Source organism: Dictyobacter sp. Z7_2 (genome assembly GCF_057551105.1).
Genome location: NZ_BAAJPE010000002.1, coordinates 1 through 18,576, shown reverse-complemented (window position 1 = coordinate 18,576; position 18,576 = coordinate 1). Strand labels below are relative to the sequence as shown.

23 protein-coding genes are annotated in these 18,576 nt (G+C 52.4%); 15 read left to right on the top strand and 8 right to left on the bottom strand.

The genetic code is table 11. The features are described 5' to 3' along the window. Positions 1-115: 115 nt before the first annotated feature. Complete coding sequence (locus AC27N8_RS13715) at positions 116-607, bottom strand: hypothetical protein (RefSeq protein WP_487067954.1); 492 nt, start codon at positions 605-607, stop codon at positions 116-118. A 602-nt stretch (positions 608-1,209) separates the two neighbouring features. Here AC27N8_RS13715 and AC27N8_RS13710 point away from each other — a divergent pair. From AC27N8_RS13710 to AC27N8_RS13695, 4 genes are all read left to right on the top strand, one after another. Then, entirely contained in the window at positions 1,210-1,629 is a 420-nt protein-coding gene (locus AC27N8_RS13710; RefSeq protein WP_487067953.1) for a hypothetical protein, read from the top strand. 632 nt (positions 1,630-2,261) lie between these two features. Further along, positions 2,262-2,522 carry a hypothetical protein gene (locus AC27N8_RS13705; RefSeq protein ID WP_487067952.1) on the top strand — a complete coding sequence of 87 codons (261 nt, stop codon included), beginning with the start codon at positions 2,262-2,264 and terminating at the stop codon, positions 2,520-2,522. Between the two features lie 192 nt (positions 2,523-2,714). Beyond that, complete coding sequence (locus AC27N8_RS13700) at positions 2,715-2,930, top strand: hypothetical protein (RefSeq protein ID WP_487067951.1); 216 nt, start codon at positions 2,715-2,717, stop codon at positions 2,928-2,930. Between the two features lie 315 nt (positions 2,931-3,245). After that, positions 3,246-3,887: a DUF305 domain-containing protein gene (locus AC27N8_RS13695; RefSeq protein ID WP_487067950.1), complete on the top strand. Its 642-nt coding sequence runs from the start codon at positions 3,246-3,248 to the stop codon at positions 3,885-3,887. 39 nt (positions 3,888-3,926) lie between these two features. Here the strand turns inward: AC27N8_RS13695 and AC27N8_RS13690 are convergent, their stop codons facing one another. After that, entirely contained in the window at positions 3,927-4,226 is a 300-nt protein-coding gene (locus AC27N8_RS13690; RefSeq protein WP_487067949.1) for a hypothetical protein, read from the bottom strand. A 277-nt stretch (positions 4,227-4,503) separates the two neighbouring features. Here AC27N8_RS13690 and AC27N8_RS13685 point away from each other — a divergent pair, with 277 nt between their 5' ends. From AC27N8_RS13685 to AC27N8_RS13655, 7 genes are all read left to right on the top strand, one after another. Beyond that, positions 4,504-4,779, top strand: a complete 276-nt coding sequence (locus AC27N8_RS13685) for a metal-sensitive transcriptional regulator (protein ID WP_487067948.1) — start codon at positions 4,504-4,506, stop codon at positions 4,777-4,779. Positions 4,780-4,808: 29 nt separating this feature from the next. Further along, entirely contained in the window at positions 4,809-5,996 is a 1,188-nt protein-coding gene (locus tag AC27N8_RS13680) for a permease (RefSeq protein WP_487067947.1), read from the top strand. Positions 5,997-6,236: 240 nt separating this feature from the next. Continuing rightward, positions 6,237-6,677: a BlaI/MecI/CopY family transcriptional regulator gene (locus tag AC27N8_RS13675; protein ID WP_487067946.1), complete on the top strand. Its 441-nt coding sequence runs from the start codon at positions 6,237-6,239 to the stop codon at positions 6,675-6,677. 2 nt (positions 6,678-6,679) lie between these two features. Beyond that, positions 6,680-7,675 carry a M56 family metallopeptidase gene (locus AC27N8_RS13670; RefSeq protein ID WP_487067945.1) on the top strand — a complete coding sequence of 332 codons (996 nt, stop codon included), beginning with the start codon at positions 6,680-6,682 and terminating at the stop codon, positions 7,673-7,675. Between the two features lie 261 nt (positions 7,676-7,936). Continuing rightward, positions 7,937-8,854 (top strand): GHMP family kinase ATP-binding protein, encoded by a 918-nt coding sequence (locus tag AC27N8_RS13665; protein ID WP_487067944.1) that lies wholly within the window; start codon positions 7,937-7,939, stop codon positions 8,852-8,854. A 12-nt stretch (positions 8,855-8,866) separates the two neighbouring features. After that, complete coding sequence (locus tag AC27N8_RS13660; RefSeq protein ID WP_487067943.1) at positions 8,867-9,898, top strand: PLP-dependent cysteine synthase family protein; 1,032 nt, start codon at positions 8,867-8,869, stop codon at positions 9,896-9,898. Between the two features lie 64 nt (positions 9,899-9,962). Further along, on the top strand, positions 9,963-11,189 hold the full coding sequence (locus AC27N8_RS13655; RefSeq protein ID WP_487067942.1) for an MFS transporter: 1,227 nt from the start codon (positions 9,963-9,965) through the stop codon (positions 11,187-11,189). Positions 11,190-11,289: 100 nt separating this feature from the next. On the opposite strand, the gene AC27N8_RS13650 is transcribed toward AC27N8_RS13655, so the two are convergent. Beyond that, positions 11,290-11,454, bottom strand: a complete 165-nt coding sequence (locus AC27N8_RS13650) for a hypothetical protein (protein WP_487067941.1) — start codon at positions 11,452-11,454, stop codon at positions 11,290-11,292. Positions 11,455-11,639: 185 nt separating this feature from the next. Next, positions 11,640-12,332: a ferritin-like domain-containing protein gene (locus AC27N8_RS13645; protein WP_487067940.1), complete on the bottom strand. Its 693-nt coding sequence runs from the start codon at positions 12,330-12,332 to the stop codon at positions 11,640-11,642. A gap of 737 nt (positions 12,333-13,069) precedes the next feature. Here AC27N8_RS13645 and AC27N8_RS13640 point away from each other — a divergent pair. The 4 genes from AC27N8_RS13640 (at position 13,070) to AC27N8_RS13625 (ending at position 16,227) form a co-directional block, all read left to right on the top strand. Continuing rightward, positions 13,070-13,234 (top strand): hypothetical protein, encoded by a 165-nt coding sequence (locus AC27N8_RS13640; RefSeq protein WP_487067939.1) that lies wholly within the window; start codon positions 13,070-13,072, stop codon positions 13,232-13,234. 210 nt (positions 13,235-13,444) lie between these two features. Continuing rightward, complete coding sequence (locus AC27N8_RS13635) at positions 13,445-15,052, top strand: ISL3 family transposase (protein ID WP_487067938.1); 1,608 nt, start codon at positions 13,445-13,447, stop codon at positions 15,050-15,052. 38 nt (positions 15,053-15,090) lie between these two features. Beyond that, the gene (locus AC27N8_RS13630) at positions 15,091-15,549 is read left to right on the top strand and encodes an NUDIX hydrolase (protein ID WP_487067937.1); all 459 of its coding nucleotides are present in this window, start codon (positions 15,091-15,093) and stop codon (positions 15,547-15,549) included. 498 nt (positions 15,550-16,047) lie between these two features. Then, entirely contained in the window at positions 16,048-16,227 is a 180-nt protein-coding gene (locus AC27N8_RS13625) for a hypothetical protein (protein ID WP_487067936.1), read from the top strand. 192 nt (positions 16,228-16,419) lie between these two features. Here the strand turns inward: AC27N8_RS13625 and AC27N8_RS13620 are convergent, their stop codons facing one another. The 4 genes from AC27N8_RS13620 to AC27N8_RS13605 are packed head-to-tail and all read right to left on the bottom strand — an operon-like array spanning position 16,420 to position 18,199. Next, entirely contained in the window at positions 16,420-16,752 is a 333-nt protein-coding gene (locus tag AC27N8_RS13620) for a VOC family protein (RefSeq protein ID WP_487067935.1), read from the bottom strand. Beyond that, positions 16,752-17,429, bottom strand: a complete 678-nt coding sequence (merB, locus tag AC27N8_RS13615) for an organomercurial lyase (protein ID WP_487067934.1) — start codon at positions 17,427-17,429, stop codon at positions 16,752-16,754. The genes AC27N8_RS13620 and merB overlap by 1 nt, the downstream gene beginning before the upstream one ends. Then, positions 17,410-17,721: a GDCCVxC domain-containing (seleno)protein gene (locus AC27N8_RS13610; RefSeq protein ID WP_487067933.1), complete on the bottom strand. Its 312-nt coding sequence runs from the start codon at positions 17,719-17,721 to the stop codon at positions 17,410-17,412. The genes merB and AC27N8_RS13610 overlap by 20 nt, the downstream gene beginning before the upstream one ends. Continuing rightward, positions 17,714-18,199, bottom strand: a complete 486-nt coding sequence (locus tag AC27N8_RS13605) for a MerR family DNA-binding protein (RefSeq protein WP_487067932.1) — start codon at positions 18,197-18,199, stop codon at positions 17,714-17,716. Before AC27N8_RS13605 ends, AC27N8_RS13610 begins: the two co-directional genes overlap by 8 nt. Between the last annotated feature and the right edge of the window lie 377 nt (positions 18,200-18,576).

Below are 18,576 nucleotides of genomic sequence, written 5' to 3'. Positions count from 1 at the left end.
TTGTTTGCGAGACGAGCATCGGCAAGCATCTCTTCATCTCCAAGCATCGGCTTCTCACTGTTGGTTGTCTGCAGAAGATCAGCCAGCTTGAGCATGCTCTTGCTTCGCCATGCATTTAGTGCGGGAAACTATGGAAATCGCCGGGACCACCGTGGAAATCGCCGGGACCACCGTGGAAATCGCCAGGACCGCCATGGAAATCGCCGGGACCACCGTGGAAATCGCCGGGACCACCGTGGAAATCGCCAGGACCGCCATGGAAATCGCCGGGACCACCGTGGAAATCGCCGGGACCACCGTGGAAATCGCCAGGACCGCCATGGAACCAGGGATAGTGAGGTGGAAACCAGGGATAGTGAGGTGGAAACCAGGGATAGTGAGGTGGAAACCAGGGATCGCCACCATAGGGAGAACAGGGATAGGCACTCCAATAGCCATCACAGAAAAAGGTGTGGTTGGCCATCACGATGGATGTCTGATCTTTGTGCGTGAGAGCAGCAGTGGCGTGGGCACTTTGTGGGGTGAACATGCCAGCTAATCCAAGCGCCAGTAGCGCGACTCCGAGGAGCGTTCTCCCTTTTGTGAGGGTTGTCCGTTTTGTTGTCACAGGCTTTCTCCTAACCGATTGAGCGAGAACAGGGAACCGTGTGGTGTCACCTGCTTGAATACAGCGAGACGATGTGTCTTTCAGCGTTCATGTCTCTGTTGGCAGTATAAAAACTGCTTCAAAAGAAAAGTGCGAAAAAAAGGACTTTTCATCGAAAAATAGTTGAAAAAAAGAAAAGAAAAAAAGGGACAAGAAACCCATAAAAACCCCCCTTTTCTCACAACATGCGTTCTGAAAAAGTATGAGTGCGTGAAGAATGGACGGTGCTTTATGGAGTATTCGCGATGAGGAAGAGCGTGTGAGGCTCAAGGAGAAGAATGGATATGCTCTCGTCATAGGAGCAACAAGGTGGTGCGAAAGGAGAGGTGGATGTTGGTCTGAGGGTGAAAGCTGTCCGATGAAGAGGTCGTAGGAGAAGGTGCCTCCTGAGAAGGAGAGTCTCCTCCTGTGAGATGCATGCTGAAGGAAAAGAGGTCTCGATTCTTGTCGACTATATATGCGTGAGCGTCTGTGATTGACGTGAGAGAAGTGTGCATACTTCACGCTGAAAATGTGAATGATGGCATAGAAATGCTGTGAAGAAATACCATAAGAAGCCTGTGATGATGATATGGATCGGGCACCAGGGTGCGTTGGGGAGGAAGCGGGCCAAGAAACGTCCGTGCAAGGAGCGCAATTCCGCGTCGGGATATCCCTTCCTCAAACCACGCAATGGGTCAGCAGACGCTTGGATCGGATTGCGGTGGAGAGAGATCTGGTCTGGGAAGGCGATGATGCGACGTTGGTGCTGTTGCTGGTCCCATCAGCAGTGTGGTGGGCAGGGGAGACGTGTGACTGATGGGACGCATCTGATGATGAAGCAGTTGGGGCTGCCTTCACCGTTGTTGCCAACGGTGAAGGCAGCGATGAAGCAGAGCGGGCAGGACTCGTTGTGGCAATGTGTGCAGGATGCACTCAAGCGAGAAAGCACTATGCAGCGTGGTCTGGCGCGAACCAAGAAAGAGCGATCGTGGGAGCAGTGATCCCAATGGGCGGTGGTCTATCACGCAAACGTTGTTACGTGAGCTGACGGGAGCGCATCCGCGTTGTATTCGGCTGGTGCTTGATGCCACTGCTGATCTGATCAAGGCACATCATGAGGAACTGGGTATCCTGGCTGCGCAGAATCGAACGCCAGCGCCCAAGCCCGAGCCGATTTCCAAGGCATTGAGATTGCAGAGCATCCTACTGATCTCTCGTGTCTGGAAGAGAGTGCATTGCCGGCACCGGACCCTGCGCCCGCGGGAGGCTGAGGATGCCCTCTCTGGTGGGAGGCACACACAACGGAGGCTGGTCAGACGTACCAGCCTCCGTTGTGTGTGCCTCCCATGGATTTTGAGGAGGACGATGTGCGGGGAACGTGGTGCTTGTTGTATGCAGGCATCGTGTGCCTGCAGGCACACGATGTGGCCGCTTGTTTGTTGGGAGCATTTGTATACTACATAGAGGTATCGAGGTATTTCGTACGAATCATGTCGTACGAACGAATGCGTAGGTGGCAGGGACCCGATGATGAAAAGCCGTCGTGAGATGTTTTTTCGCTCGGGAACGGACAGATTTCCTGCTGCAGGATACCATCTTCTATGGTGTGAAAGACGAAGAAAGGGACAGATAGATGAACAACAGTGAGCGTGTACGAGCAGAGAACGAGAGCGTCTCAGCTCCTGGTATGTGTGCGTTGACCGAGACAGACCTTGCGATGATCAATGGTGGCTTTGGGTGTGGACCACAGGGCCCATGGTGCGATCCATCATTGGGGTTTTTTTCTGCTGGCAATTGTCAGTTTGGTGGTGGCTACGGTGATCAGTTTGGTGGTGGCTATGGTGGTGGCTATGAGGATGGCTGGTGTGGTGGTCGAAGACGCTGCAATTACTAATTGCAGCTCCGAACGACTACTCCACCGCGTGTAAGGTGTGACCTCTCCTCTTCAACGCTGTCGCCTCCTCTTCCATGAGAAGAGCGTGGTGTATGCTGACGTGTGGAAGAGAGAGCCTGGAGCAGGAAGATGGACCAAGGAACATGTTTTACCACGTGCTCCTGTTGGAGCACCGAAGAAAGGGGAAGAGCGATGGGAAACAAGGAGAATGGAAACCCCAGGAAAGAGGACCATGCCTGGGAGATCCGCGAACTCACGGAGCGTGAGCTTGCATCCGTGACTGGTGCCTTTGGGTCTGGATATGGTCACGATGGCTGGCACGAGAGAAGCTGGCATCGTGGCGGTTGGCACGAGAGGAGGTGGCATCATTGGCATCGTGGCGGTTGGTGCGAGTGTGACGAGGACTAAGGTGCCGAGCAGATCTGGTCTGTAGCAAAAAGACAAGATGATCCTTTCTGTGTTCCTGTGAAGGAGGCATTCTGACGATGAGGAAGAATGTCTCCTTTGTGCGCAGGGATGATCGTTCTCTCCATGGGCAGGCGCATGCAGAGAGATCTCCCTCAATGCATGCTCTTATTGGCATGCGTACTATTGACGATAGTAGGATAGAATGGATACACTAGGACACAGGTGAACGCATGGTGGAAAACCAGGGAGAGCGTGTGCTGAGGGCTTTGCGTTCACTGACGTTCTCCTATCACGACTGAGAAAGAAGATCGAAAAATGAACAGACGCTGGACCTGGAGGCTCCTTGGGAGCCTGTTTCTGCTGTTTTTGCTGAGCGGCTGTGGAGCAACGACCACGCAGAGCGCTCCTGCTCACGCGACGATGTCTGCTATGAGGACCCCGACGACCGTTGCAACGATGACGACTGATCCGATGACGGAGAGTCTGAAGAATCTCGCTGGCAAATCATTTGAAGTGAGCTTCTTGCAAGAGATGATTGTGCATCATCAATCGGCGGTTGACATGGCGGCGCTGGTCCCCACCCATACGAAGCGGGCCGAGCTGATCACCCTGGCTCACACTATCACGACCGCTCAAAATCATGAAATCCAGGAAATGACTGGCTGGCTGAAGCAGTGGTATGGGGAAAAACCACTCGGGGATGCGATGCAGGTCCCAGGGATGATGGAGATGATGAACAGTATGGAGACCCTGAAGTCGACGAAAGATGCTCGCTTCGATCAGCAGTTTCTGACCATGATGATTTCCCATCATCAAGAGGCGGTCACTATGGCACAGTTGCTTCCTCAAAAAACACAGCGCCCTGAGTTATTGACGCTGGGTCAAACTATTATCACGACACAAAGTGCAGAAATTGGACAGATGCACCGCTGGCAAAAAGCCTGGTTTCAAGCGTAGAGAATCCAGACGTGTCTCACGTCTCAACGAGAAGCGTCCTCACATGGTCCAATGCGGGGACGCTTTTCGTTGAGAGAACGGTTCCTTCAGTGGTTGCGCGTTCAAGTATGGATAGGGATCTTCCTTGGGACCATCAGACCCGTTCCCCCTCTCTTGAGAAGGTACTGGATCTGGTCGTGGCTGATATCCTTGCTCACATTCCTGAGATGAAGGTGGTTGCTGCTGGAGAGGCAGAGATGGTCTGCTGTGCACCAGACGTGCCACAACCCACACACCACCCCCGATGACTGCAAGGCAGACAAGGAGTCCAACGATCATGGCCCATCCACTCCCCATCATCTATCCGCCATTCTCATAGCCGTTCATCATGTCTTTTTTTCTTTCTGATGGTGTGTCTTGCTCCACGTATGGAGTGTTCCATCATGGGGAGTATACCGCATCACCATCACGAGAGCGTCACAGCATTGCTCCTCCTCTCACCATGTGATCACGCTTTCGGGGTGAAGAGCATCACGGATGGATGACCGTCTGTGGCTTGACAGATACCCCAGGGGGGTATTATACTGAGAAGAAATACCCCCCTGGGGTAAAGAGAGAAACACAAAGGAGCACAGGTATGGCTGCATCAGGTGAGCTCAACCATCAGCTGTTGACCCGTCTGCGAAGAATTGAGGGGCAAACACGGGGAGTCCAACGGATGGTTGAAGAGGAGAAATATTGCGTGGATATTATGAATCAGATTACAGGGATACAGTCCGCACTTGAGCAAGTCTCTTTGCTCCTGATGCAAAATCATCTGGAGCATTGTGTCTCTGAGGCGATCATCGAGGGTAAGGGCGAGGAAAAAATCAGTGAAATTATGCATGTCATTCGGCAGCATACGAAAGCATAGCTTCTGGGTACCCGGAGAAAGGATGTGAGATGGATCTGCTGATGCATCTTGGTGATGCGCTTTTTATGGCCCTGAGCATGTTGTGGGAAATTCTCTGGCCGCTGATTCTGGGCTTTACGCTCTCGGGGATCATCCAGGCGGTCGTGTCCCATCAAAGCATTGCCAGAGCGCTTGGCGGTGACGCACCAAAGCATCTGACACGTGCGACGTTGTTTGGGATTGCGTCCAGTTCCTGTTCGTATGCAGCAGTGGCACTGGCTCGTTCCATCTTTGAGAAAGGGGCCAGTTTTACCTCGGCGATGGTCTTTGAGCTGGCTTCCACAAATCTTGTGATTGAGTTAGGCATCATCCTCGTCGTCTTAATGGGATGGCAGTTTGCGCTGGCAGAATATCTGGGTGGGGTGTTGATGGTGATCTTCCTGGCACTGATCTTCCGTCTGACCTTAACGCCTCGTCTGGTCTCTGTGGCCAAAGAACAGGCAGCGCATGGGAGAATGGGCAGAATGGAGGGGCATGCCGCCATGGATATGAGTGTGTCAGGAGGATCATGGTGGGCCAGGCTTCTCAGCAGCAACGGGTTCACTGCCCTGAGTCAGTACTTTGTCATGGATTGGGCATCTGTGTGGCTCGATATCGTTCTCGGTTTATTGATTGCCGGGGCGCTCGCGGCCTGGGTTCCAGAATCCTTCTGGCAAACGTTTTTCCTCTCGAATAATCCAACGCTCGCGAAAATTGAGGGTCCTCTGGTTGGGCCGCTGGTGGCCATGGTCAGTTTCGTCTGCTCTGTCGGAAATGTGCCACTGGCCGCCGTGCTCTGGAGAGGCGGAATTAGCTTCGGAGGCGTGGTCAGTTTTATCTTTGCCGATCTCATTATTCTCCCCATTTTGGACATTTATCGCAAATACTATGGCTGGAAGGCCATGGGGTATATCTTGGGCACCTTCTACGTGACGATGGCGGCGGCGGGCTATGTGGTTGAGTTCGTGTTTGCTGCGGTGGGCATTATTCCCCAGAATCGCCAGGTGGTCGCGCTGAGCGCAGGCATGCAATGGAACTATACCACCGTGCTCAATATCCTGTTTCTGGTGCTGGCAGTGGTCCTGGCCATCCGTTTTGTGAGGACGGGGGGTCTGCCGATGTTGCGGATGATGAAAGGGTCAGCACAGAGCATGGAGCATCACGAGATGGATCATCACGGCATGAGCCATGAGGAGTGAGCCGGGCTGTGGGTGTGGGGGTTTGAGGCGCTTTTATACTGTAGAGAGAGAGAAAGGCCTCCGACTGCTCTGTTGCCCAGTGATCGTACGGAGGGACACGTACGATGGTGTGTGTACGACGGCCAGCGTGCTATGATAGAATGTGCGCACGGATCGCCTGCGAAACGAGCGCGTCGCACGCACATGATGGTGCCTGCTTGCCTGTGGGGGTGAGCAGGCTCTGAGATGAGGAGAAGCTGTATGCATGTGAAACCGGATATCACCACCTTTCGACCTGACCGTCCCGGCATTCGCAAAGTGTTGGGAGATCTCGAAGCAGAGATTATGGAGTTGATCTGGGCGCAACCGCCGGAGAAGGGGATTGCGGTCCGCGATATTTTTGCGTTGCTGTATGATCGCCGCAGGCTGGCATATACGACGGTGATGAGTACGATGGCCCGACTGGGCAAAAAGCATCTGTTGCGTGTCGAGAAGACGGAACAGACGTATCTGTATTATCCGACCTGTACCGAACAAGAATTTATCACCACCGTGGTGGGGCGTATTCTTGAAGACCTGTTTGTGAGTTTTTCCGGTTCGGTCCGTGATGGGATTACGGCGATGAAAGATCCGAGTGCCGCGCTGGAAGCACGCGAGCTCCTCGAAGAGATTTCCCAGAGAAGACGAGAAGAGGAAGGATAAGGATGCATACCCTCTCTGGTCTGGTTGGCCTTGTGCTCAATCTGAGTGTGGGAATGCTGGCGCTCAGAAGCCTGCGCTCCATTCGTACCTGGTCCTCTCGGCGCATCGCTCAACTGCTGATTTTAGGGTTGCCAGCCATTCCATTGGGTGCCGGGCTTTTTTGCCTCTATCATCTGGTTGATCACCTCTGTACCGCTGTGCCTGCTTGGGATCGCTTTTTTGGGATCCTGATCCCGGTGCTGATGCTGGTGCTGATGGGGGGGGCTCTGCTGGCGGGCATCATCCGACAGGCGTGTATGCTGCTGCTGCTGGTGCGCACACAGAAACTGGCGTCTCCGCAGTTACAACAGATGGGAGATGCGCTGGCGTCCCGTCTTGAGCTGCCATCCCCCTCCATTTTTTGGACGCCGCTGGATCGTCCCCTCGCTTTTACCAGTGGCACACGATCGCCGATCATCATTCTTTCCTCCTGGATGGTCTCGCATCTTGATCCACAGGAGTTGGAAGCGGTCGTGGCACACGAGCTGGGGCATATTGCCCATCATGACTATCTCATGGTCTCAGTCGCGACCATGTTGCGTGATGCGTTCTTCTATCTGCCTCCCATCCATCTGGTCTATCGCCAACTCCAGCAGGAAAAAGAAGTGCGTGGCGACGAACGGGCGATTGCCTTGACGCACCGGCCGTTGGCGCTGGCCAGTGCGCTCACCAAAGTCTGGCTGCACACCGTCGATGGTGCTCCTGGTCCTGTCTTTGGCACCGCGCAACACCTGATACGTGATCAGAGCGTGATCCGAGAGCGCATTGAGCGCTTACTTCATCCCCCCGTGTCCGAGGTGTCGTGCGCCCATCCGGTCGTGAAACATGCCCTGCTATGGTCGTCATTGAGTGTGTTCACCGTTTTGCTGGTGACGCTGCTGCAACTGTGCGTCTTTTGCCTGTTCATGCTGCATCTTGGGTGCTTTCCACCCGCTCTTGTGGCCTCACTTTTCTCCTAGACACCGGGGCCTGCCCATCGTGGACGTCATGAGAACGCTGGTGCTGTGTACCGTTCTGTTTCTCCTTTCTGCAGAGTGATACGCTTCTATTTGCATGTCGTACTATCATTGATAGTAGAGAAGAAACGAGAGAACGCATGCACGCCATGAACGTCGTGTCGGTGTGTGTCTCTCGCCGCTTTCCCGCTCTGGAGATGCTGCATGCCTTGATGCCGTGGTGGCATCCAAAGAGAGAGAGGAGCGGTGAGAAAGGGAGAATTTGTGATACGTTCGGAAAAGAAACCATTTCACCTTGTCCCCTGGACGGCAGGCGTGGGTGCGGGGAGAGCCTTTGGCACCTTTGGGGAGCTCTTGCAAGGACAGGTCGGGAAAGAACGAACTGACTTTCTGGTCACCTTGCCCATTGACCAGTACTCCTATGCGCTTTTTGTCGCGGACGCAGCATTGCACGATGTGCAGATCGTTCCACCTGAGAAACACAAGGCGCACGCGCTCGCCCGACGAATCTTAGCGTCCTATGCGTTGCCACCTGGTGGTCGGGTCATTGTGCAAAGCGAATTACCCATCGGCAAGGGACTCGCCAGCTCTTCGGCCGACCTGGTTGCCACCGCACACGCTATCAGTTCCTGTTTTGAGCTCCAGATGGATGCGGCATTGCTGGCCACACTCATGTGTCAGATTGAACCGTCTGATGGGGTCATGTATCCAGGGGTGGTGACGTTCCACCATTGTCAGGGACTGCTGCACGAATTTTTCGGCGTGCTTCCACCGCTCACCATTGTTGGCCTCGATGAAGGGGGAGCGGTGGATACGATGGCGTTCAATCAGAGACGCCTGCCCTGTACGGCGGGGGAGGTGGAAGAATATCACCATCTTCTCGCCGTCCTTTCGCAGGCGATCCGGCAACGCGATCTCAGCCGGATTGGTCAGGTGGCGACCCGCAGTGCGGTGATGAATCAAGGCAGGAATCCCAAACGGATGTTGGCTGCCTGCATTGCTGTATGTAAAGACATTGACGGATTGGGCGTGGTTGTCGCCCATAGTGGGACCTGTCTGGGTATCTTGTTGCCAGGGGGGGAGGCCGGGTCTCCTCTTCAGGTCCAGCAGGCCCATCATGCCCTCGCGTGCTTGGGATATGTCGTGCGCGACTATCATTCTTTTCGTGGTTTTTGTGGATAGAAGGGGTTGGAAGTGAAGAAAGATCTCCTCGATTGTATTGGTCAGACGCCGCTGGTCGCATTGCAGCAAGGATCTGGAGGAACGCTCTACGCCAAGTTGGAACTCTGCAATCCGTTTGGGATGAAGGATCGCGTCGCCAAACACATAGTGCTTGAGGCCAAAGAGAGCGGAGCCTTACGAGAGGCGGCCCCGATTATTGAATCGTCCTCTGGGACGATGGCGCTCGGGCTCGCGTTAGTGGGAACGATGCTGGGTCATCCGGTTCATATTGTCACTGATCCGCGCATTGATCCCATTACGTGTGCCAAATTACAGGCCATGGGGTGTCATGTGCATGTGGTTCAACAGATGAATGCCCAGGGGTGGCAGGGAGCCCGGCTGGACGCTCTCCACACGTTTTTGGAAGAACATCCTCACGCATTCTGGCCGCGCCAGTATGACAATCCGCTCAATCCACGCGCCTATGCCGAGGTGGCTCGCGAACTGCTTGACGAGCTTGATTGTGTCGATATTCTCGTGGCTGCCGTTGGCAGTGGTGGGTCGCTCTGTGGAACCGCACGAGCCTTAAAGAAGACCAATCCCCATCTGCGCGTGATCGCCGTCGATGCGGTTGGGAGCGTGATCTTTGGACAACCCAATCGGCCACACCGTCTCCAGGGAGGATTGGGAAATAGCCTGATTCCGTCGAATGTCGATGTCTCGCTGATTGATGAGGTGCATTGGCTCAGCGATCGGGAAGCCTTCCTGTCCACGTTGGAACTGGCGGCGCATGAAAAGATCTTTGCCGGCAATAGCTCAGGGTCAGTCTATGCGGTGGCACGGTGGGTCAGTCAGCAAGTGGACGCCGCGACGAATGTGGTGGCCATCTTTCCCGATCGGGGAGACCGGTATGTGGAGACGATCTATAATGAAGCCTATCGGAGTGCCCATGGGATGGCCGAGATTCCTTGCCCCGCATCGCCCCAAGAACTCATTGAACTGCGTCCTGTGTCCTCCTGGTCCTTTCTCAAGGCACCGAGCACGCACGCGATGCAGCGCTCTTAGGAGACCGAGAGACCAACACTGCGTGTTCCATGCCCAGAAGAAAGAGAAAGGAACCTCGATCGTCATGGTGTTTTTTCGGGTTTTGCGTCATCGGCATCTGGCGATCCTCTGGATCAGTCAGCTGCTCTCGGCGATGGGAAACTATTGCTATGAAATTGCCATCATGTGGATGGCAACCACCCGTTTGGGAGGGTCTGCTGGTATCGTGATTGGTGCCGAAACGACCTCCATGCTCATCTTTGGCTTGTTCGGTGGTGTCTATGCGGATCGCTGGAATCGGCGTCGGGTCATGATGCTGGTTGATCTCTTGCGTGCGGGGATTGTGGCGCTGCTGCCGGTGCTGGCTGTGACTGGCACGCTCCAGTTCTGGCATTTTCTCCTGGTGGCACTCCTGATTGGGGGGCTCGGCTCCCTCTTTGATCCAGCGTTGCAGGCCAGTTTACCCGCGCTGACCGCCAATGCCCAGACATTGCAGGCGACCAATGGCCTTATGGACGTGACCAGACGCCTGGCACGCGCACTTGGGCCCAGTATGGCAGGGGTGCTTCTGGCTGTGATGCCACTGGCTCACTTCTTTACCCTGGATGCGGTGAGCTTTGTCATTTCCGCGTGTGCCATCCTCTCGCTAGGACGGCACTTTGTCTGGAAAGCTGAGAACACGCCGACGGAGAGGCGGGCAATAATGGGTGTCCTGCATGGTATAGGTGAAGGAATGCACCTCATGTGGGCTCATCGTCCCTTAGCATGGGCACTGCTCACCAATGGGATCATTAATATCGCCTGGAGCATCGCCTTTATTGTGGGGGTCCCGTTATTGGTCCATCGTGTCCTCTCGGGAGATATTGCCGCCTATGGTTTCATCGTGGGGGCCTATGGCGTTGGCAATGTGATCAGTACCATAGTGATGAGCTCGATCGCACTTCGGCAGCGCGTGTCGCTGATCTTCTTTGGGAAAATCATCGTCGGGAGTGGTTTTTTGATCCTGGCGACGGCGACGACGCTGCCTATGGCTTTGGCTGGATCGGCCATTGCTGCGCTGGGTGGACCCATGGAAGATATGATGCTGCTGATCATGATCCAAACGGACCTTCCCGCTCGTCATGTGGGGAAAATATATAGTGTGCGAATGGTGCTCTCCAGCCTGGGAGCATCGCTTGGGTTTGCCGTGGCTATTCCCGCCTTCGCCCATCTCAGCGTTCACGTCACCATCGTGCTCAGCGCCGCCATTTTCCTGCTAACGGGACTGGCTGGACTGCTCCGTTTTGGCATCCACCCCCATGAAGAGAGGTAGCACAGAGTGCACCCATGTAGCTGGCTGCTCTGAGGTTGGGGCCAGCGGATCCCCCAGCCCCCGATATTGCCCTGCGCGTCAAACTCCGTATCTGTGCTGGTCAGATAAAGCCATCAGGCTTTCCGGAGGCATCTGTAAACGTCTGGCGAGATGCATGGGTGCCAGTGGCTGCCTCGTTGATGGTTCGCACGATCTGCTGGCAGGCACGCTCCTGTGCACCACTGACCCCAGTACCGAAAGCGCAAAACTTAGGTACAATTTTCACGACTATTCATCCACAATCTGCCCGATGAGGACAGGACATTTTGATTGGAAAAATACATATATCCCTTGTTACAGAGACAAAAACCACTCTGTAACAAAGGATAAGACTTCTTCCTACACCCTTTCAAGAGAATGAGTCTCTCAATCTCACATGTTCAATCGCTCTTCTTTCATGTATCAAAGAACTTAATAGAACGTTGGGACGTTCCTATCATAAAATGAGGCTTCAAGGTATTCTAAAAGCAGTGCAAAATTGAGAATGTCGGTATCATTTGCCAAAGGCTTTGCAGGATCAGGCCCTCCATTGAGATTGCTAATAAATGGTGCGACATCTGCCACTATCTGTGCCTGAGGGATCGGCTTATCAAATGAGCCGTTCGTACTCAAGGGTTTTCCAAGTAACGCATTGAGGTACCCCGCATGTCGCGCTTCAATGGTCAGGATCGACCCTGCTGCTGCGAGATACCCCTTATTGCTGATTGCTGGGGCTGCGAGAAGATACGCACCGACCCCAACATTTTCGAACACCTGAGCGAGTTGGACAAAACTATCCGCACTATTTTGTAGGAGACCTTTGAACGTCGGTTTCGGACGCGCAGAACTGCCAAGGGCTTGCATCAAGAAAGAGACATGCGCATTCTCATCTGCCATAATCTCCCTGAATGCATTGGAAGCACTCAAGGGAAAACCACTCTGACTCCCTCCACCTTGACCGCCTTGCATGGCAGCATGAACCGTCTGATCTACAAGTGTACTCCCAGGAATAAGAATAGCACCTGCGACAGTACTCATAAGAGAGGTACGGAGAAACGTTCTCCGTGAATTGTGACCAACGAGAAACGAGGTCTTTCTCTCGAGTTTTTCAAAGTGTTGTGGCATATTTTCCCTCACTGTTTCTACATACATGGTGAATGAAAGTGTTTGAGTGAAGCTGTTATAGCTTCATTTTCAAAAAACGTTGTCATTTTCAAAAAAGATTCAGGTGATCTTTACCCACTTTTGTGGTTCTGCCTCATCTCTTTTGTAAATAGGTGAAGAAAAGTCTGTGGCTCAAATAATCTGAACTGTAGGATATAAGGACACCTCATAACCAAGTTTCTCCAAGTGATGGATAAGACGTTTTTCGACCGATTGCCGTTGACATTCATCAAAAGAGTTTTCTTCCCATTCCTGCGATCCAGTACATGATAACAAATGACCGGAAGCGCATGACTCACCGCTGTCATGGCTCCCTGTCGTGTCTTCATGCGATGAGAGAGATGGTAAATGACTTGCAACATGAGCGGATCTTGCCCTTCGACGTAACCACTTGAGCCGCTCGTCTGTTCGTGGCGACTAATAGGGGTAGCTCTACGTAAGCTGTCGAAGTAAGCGACCAGTTACATCGATCCTCTCTAAACAATGCTCGTACACTGCTTGGAGAGGGAGCTTTCTTCTCTGTAGACGAATAGGAAGAATAGGAAGATGATAAATATATGGATGTGTTGATGGAAAAGACAATAGGTTGACAGAGATTATGCTCTTTATCTATAATGAAAAACAGCTATTTCATCATATCAAGAAGAAAAAGTAGGGTGGGTGCTGTGCGTAGAATAGCTCAAAGAGACTTCATCTGTGTGGCGATACTTTTTTCGCTCTTTCTCATTCCTTGTTCGCCGGTTGCGGCTTCTTCGGGAAGGATGCTTCATCCAGCACATATAGGGTATGACATGGCGACGGGTCTGGGTACGCCTGATGCCTGGAATATGGCACAGGATATGGGCATCCTCTTCCATCGTTGAGGTGTATTCTGAAATGAGGGAACGTTGATCAGTAAGAAGACGTGTGGATTCTCTTGATTACGTTCGTATCTCAATCATATAAGGGCTCTTGGACACATTCGGTGTGCCGGTCGGCTTGGCTTTGTGATATACTAGCAGTAGTTCTCATCATTTGAGTCATCTGGAGGCGTTTCCATCGATCTTTCCTTTGTTTTTGCATTTCCTTCAACAGTGAGCCTTGAGACCATCGAGATCCAGAATCAGACCATCATTGTCCATCTTTCTGCAACTTCGCCAACAGCTCTTTGCCCACGATGTGGAACGCCCGGCTTTCGGGTTCATAGTCGCTATGTGCGCACCATTGGCGATGTCGCGTTTGGCGGGCGAAGCCTCATGCTCAAGTTACGGGTGCGCAAGTGGATCTGCCGTGAGGTCTCCTGTTCCCAAAGGATCTTTGCCGAGCGCTTCCCAGAGGTGGTCCAGCGCTATGCTCGGATGACCGATCGGCTCATCGAGGCTCTTCAATCGCTAGGAGTGACCACTAATGGAGCCGATGCTGCGCGGATCGCCTCGTCCTTTGGAATACCCACGACCGCCAAAACCATCATCCGTCGCGTCTTGCAGCTTCCCCTACCCAGCGAAAGCTCGGTGCACAAGGTCGGTATCGATGAGTGGGCGTGGAAGAAAGGCCATACGTACGGAACGATCCTCGTGGACCTGGAAAAGAGACGAGTCGTGCAGTTGTTAGCAGACCGTTCGGTGGAAACGAGTAAAACGTGGTTGCGCACGCACCCCGAAATTGATCTGGTCTCACGCGATCGCGGTAAAATCTTCCGTGACGCTGCCACTGAGGGCGCTCCTCAGGCCAAACAGGTGACCGATCGTTTTCACTTGCAAAAGAACTTTGCTGAAGCTTTGGAGAAGTTCTTTCGCAAGCAGGAAAGTGTGCTCAAAAAGGCGACGCAACGCAGCACAGGAAAGGCACGTCCTGCTGAAAGGGTTGTGGTGCCGGAAAAAGTCGCACAAGAGCGCCGTGCTCGTCATCGCCAGCAAGTGAGTCTTCATAAGCGGATCTGGAAATTGTATCGAGAAGGATATCACCAAGAGCAGATTGCCCACGCAGTTGGAGTCAGTTCGAGCACGGTCTATCGCGCTCTTGAACAAGAAACACCTCCACCTCCGCGACGACGATCTCGCTCTGCTTCCATTGTTGACCCTTACCTTTCTTACCTGACTTCACGATGGAACCAGGGATGCCATAACGTCTCCCAGTTGTACAAGGAAATTGTCGATCAGGGATATACAGGGACACAGAGAACCCTTCAGATGCGGTTGCTCCCCTTTCGTCCCAAAGGAGCACACCCTGTCTCGAAACAGACCATCATCTGGGACAAGCCTCCATCGTCTAGAGGGGTTGCACTAATGATGGTGAGACCCACACAAAGCCGCACGAGGGAACAAACGGCCTATCTGGATCAGCTCATCCACAGCAATGAGACCATCGCTGTCGTGTTCAAGCTTGCGCAGGACTTTGGCCGCCTGCTCCGAAAACGTGAGGGGCAGGTGCGACTGGAGCAATGGAAAGCCGCCGTGCGGGCCAGCGGGATTGTTGAACTGATTGCATTTGTCGATGGGCTCGCCGATGACGCAGAGGCCGTTGCTAATGGATGCAATCTGGTCTGGAGCAATGGGATGGTTGAGGGGTTCGTCAATAAAGTAAAATGGATCAAACGTAGTTCGTATGGGCAAGCTGGATTTCCACTGCTGCAACGGCGTGTGCTGCTTCATCCAACGCAGAAGCATGTATTCCGTTCAAAAACAACGGCGGAAGTGGCCTGAGAAGATACCATCTATGAGGGACGCACCCTCAAAACGACATGGAGTGCTTCACGAACGCTTCCCCATGCGCACTCATCACTCAGGCCAGTGGCCTCTGCTTCACCAATGATGGATTGATCATTCTAATCGCAGGAGAAGAGGGAACCTGGTCCCTTCCTGGTGGTCATCCAGAGCGAGGAGAGACCATTGAGCAAACATTGGTGCGCGAAGTACGAGAAGAGGCTTGTGCCATTGTCGAGCATCTTGCCTATCTGGGTGCACAGCAAGTTGACGATCCTTCAGCCCCCTCTGGGCTGACTCGATATTATCAGACGCGCTTCTGGGCACGGGTCCATCTGGAACCGTTTCATCCCCAGTTTGAAACACTTCGTCGAACACTCGCCACCCCAAAAGACTTTTTGTCACTGTTATCGTGGGGACAGACGAAAATAGCGCAATCACTGTTCAACATCGCGACTGAGCAAGAACGCTCGTTCTCTTCTGCTCTCTCACGGTAACTGTTCTGTCTTCCCAAGAAAAAGGTCGAAAGGCACACCGAATATGTCCCAGAACCCATATAAGCGTTCGTTGATTTTGCGTAAGGCGGCTTGTAGAGTGGCTTCCAAGCTTACAAGCGGCTCTCTCTTTTCTCACCATAAATTTTCCAGCCTATATAAGTGCGTTTTGGCGGTCTCAAACAGGCATCTTTTCTCACATAAACATTCGCCGAGAGGTCTTCGCTCCGCTCTAGAGGCCGAAGAAAATTTATGTGAGAAAAGTTATCTGTCAAATTGGGAATAGTTTGCGCCAGCACTGGCCAGTATCGAGAAAATTTATTGCGAGAAAGCTCACTTGTTCTGCTCATTTTGTATGCCCATGCCAAGAATTTTTATGAGAGAATGGCGAATAAAATCAAGAGAAACCACAAGGCGTGAGTGTGAGTCTTCTCACTGAGATGGAGTGCTGTTCCACTCCTTTGAATACAAATGATAGGGTCTCGATCAGGAATAATTTCTATGAAGAAAAAAGAAGATATCAACAACTATTGCTCAGTTGGTGATACGGCGCGACTGCTCAGCGCAAAACTTGGTCGCCCGATCCGGCCGGACTATCAGGGCAAAGATGCAATAAAAAAGATGGATCGCTTCGTCCTTACTCTTTGCTTCCATAACTTCCACTTCCATAGCTTCCCATAATATTTGTTGCTCGCTCGAATGTCACCTGGTCAAATAATGATTTCTTACATGTGACGAGTACATAGAACCAGTTGACCAATTACTTGTATTTTTTCTTGCGAATACGTTTATTCATTCATCAAGTCATCCATTCCTTCTATAAAACCAGAATGACATCTTTGCTAATCTTCACACGCTGCAAAGAGGAGAAGGTTATGAAAGGGATCGCGGAGGAAAAATTCTTTCATCCCCCATGGCTGAGTCTCTAGTGGAGACTGGATCGCCTGGGTTGGCTGATACTGCTGATAGAGAGCCCTCGATATTGGTGACGCCAATCCAACATACTGCGTGGCCCTTTGGGGACTCAGAGGACGCATTGAAGTGGATATCGATCCCATCGCGTGTGACGATGGCAAATGCCTCATCCTGATAGGTTGCTACAAAGCCCAGTTGCGCATAAAAGGCCAGGGCTTGCGAGAGATTTTGAACGACGAAGCGGGGAGCAATCTCATTGAGTGTGGGCTGACTCTGGGGAACTGGTGACATCAGTTGATTTCCTTTCCTGTTTTTTTCTTTTTCACTTCTTCTTTGTTTCGGGTGAAGAAACGGATGCATGAGGCTATCTCACTGGTTGCGTGCCCAAGAGTTGCGGCTTCTTCAACTGAGAGGAGGATGGCTTCGGGGTGCAGTGCCATCCAGGGCAAGGCTGCTTGCTTCGTCTGAAAAAAGCGCGACTGCTCACAAAAAGCTCCCCGGGCACACTCACCGCGTGCATCTGGCAGGATGAGTGATACGACACTCGTGGAAGGAGTAAGATCTACAATCCGATCCGACGTCACCAGAAACGTAATGCGTTGACCAGATGCTTGGCAGGCCGATTGGACGTGGGCTTCCATCTGGAGCAATGAGGGAAATAGGAACGTATCAAACGCGCACCAGGTAAAGAGTGCACGTTCCTTGATCTGAACGTGGTGTGGAGTTGGGACCAGGGTGATGCCCCAGCCCACGATATTGCCCTGCGCGTCAAACTCCGTATCTGTGCTGGTTAGATACGCCATCAGGCTCTCCTGAGGCATCTGTAAACGTCTGGCGAGATGCATGGGAAGAAGAGGCTGCCCCGTTTCAATGATGGTTCGCACGATCTGCTGACAGGCACGCTCCTGCGTGCAATCGAGATGAGCAGCTAAACGGGCCGCGAACTGCTCAAGGGATGACTGATCCATCTCTTCCATTCCTTTTCTCATTTGTTGATCGTGAAGGTGTTTTTACCTGCACGATCAATGGAGCATCGAGATGAGGAGTGCTGCACGTTCCTTCTCCTTGCATGGAAGGGCACGGCTTATCCGCATACGAACAGAACACACAGCAGTCTCCCCTTTTGTGGGCATGCGTCATGGAACACGCTTCACACGTATAGGATAACTGGCAGTAAGTGGTCGGCATCATGACGTGTTGTTGGTGTTGACACGTCGGATTCGGGCAGGTAAGGTTTGCTAAAAGGGTCGTGTCATTCATTTTCCACCGTTTCTGAATCATCGTCGAGAGCATCAAGCATGGGGCACCGGCTTTTCGGGCCTTCCCCTGCACACAGGGAGGCGACGTGCAGCAGGGCTTGTCGCATGCGTTGGAGTTCCATCATCTTCTGCTCTACTTCCACTAATTTTGCGGTGGTACGTTCCTTGACCTGCTCACAAGAGTTCTGCCCGTCCACGCGCAGTGTGAGGAGTTCTCGAATCTCTTTGAGTGAGAAACCAAGCTGTTGTGCCCGTTTAATAAAGTGAATCTGTTTGACCACTTCTCCTGTGTATTGCCGGTAGTCTGAAGCTCGCCGTGCAGGCTCCTCCAGCAATTCCTCGCGCTCATAGAAACGGACCGTCTCGATACCCACACCCGCGAGACGCGCCACCTGTCCAATTGAGAAGATCTCCATAGCTGTCACTCCTTCAAGAAAACTATACACTCTGTACCATACTACAGAGTCAAGAGAAACCATTGGGAATCCTCTCAGGGTGAAACCGCTTGAAGTCGTGCCCGTGTCCCTTCTCTTTTTTACTAGGTTGATTACCCTTTATAAGTTATCTATGTATGTTGATTATCGCCAGTAGTCCACAATGTAGTTCATGAAGTAATCAATGTAGCATGATTACTTAAAATAACCTGTATGCCATAATCAAACCACTGTGATTACTTATATCAAGGTGGGTAGGGAAGCGTTTAGGCCAATAATTAGTAATCAGTGTAGCTAGATTACTACATACAGCAATAGAAAAGATAATCTAAGTACCATGATTACTTATACCCCCGTAATATAATAGTAAACAAGCCACACTGATTACCTCAACCCATCACACTCACATGTATTTTCTTTGT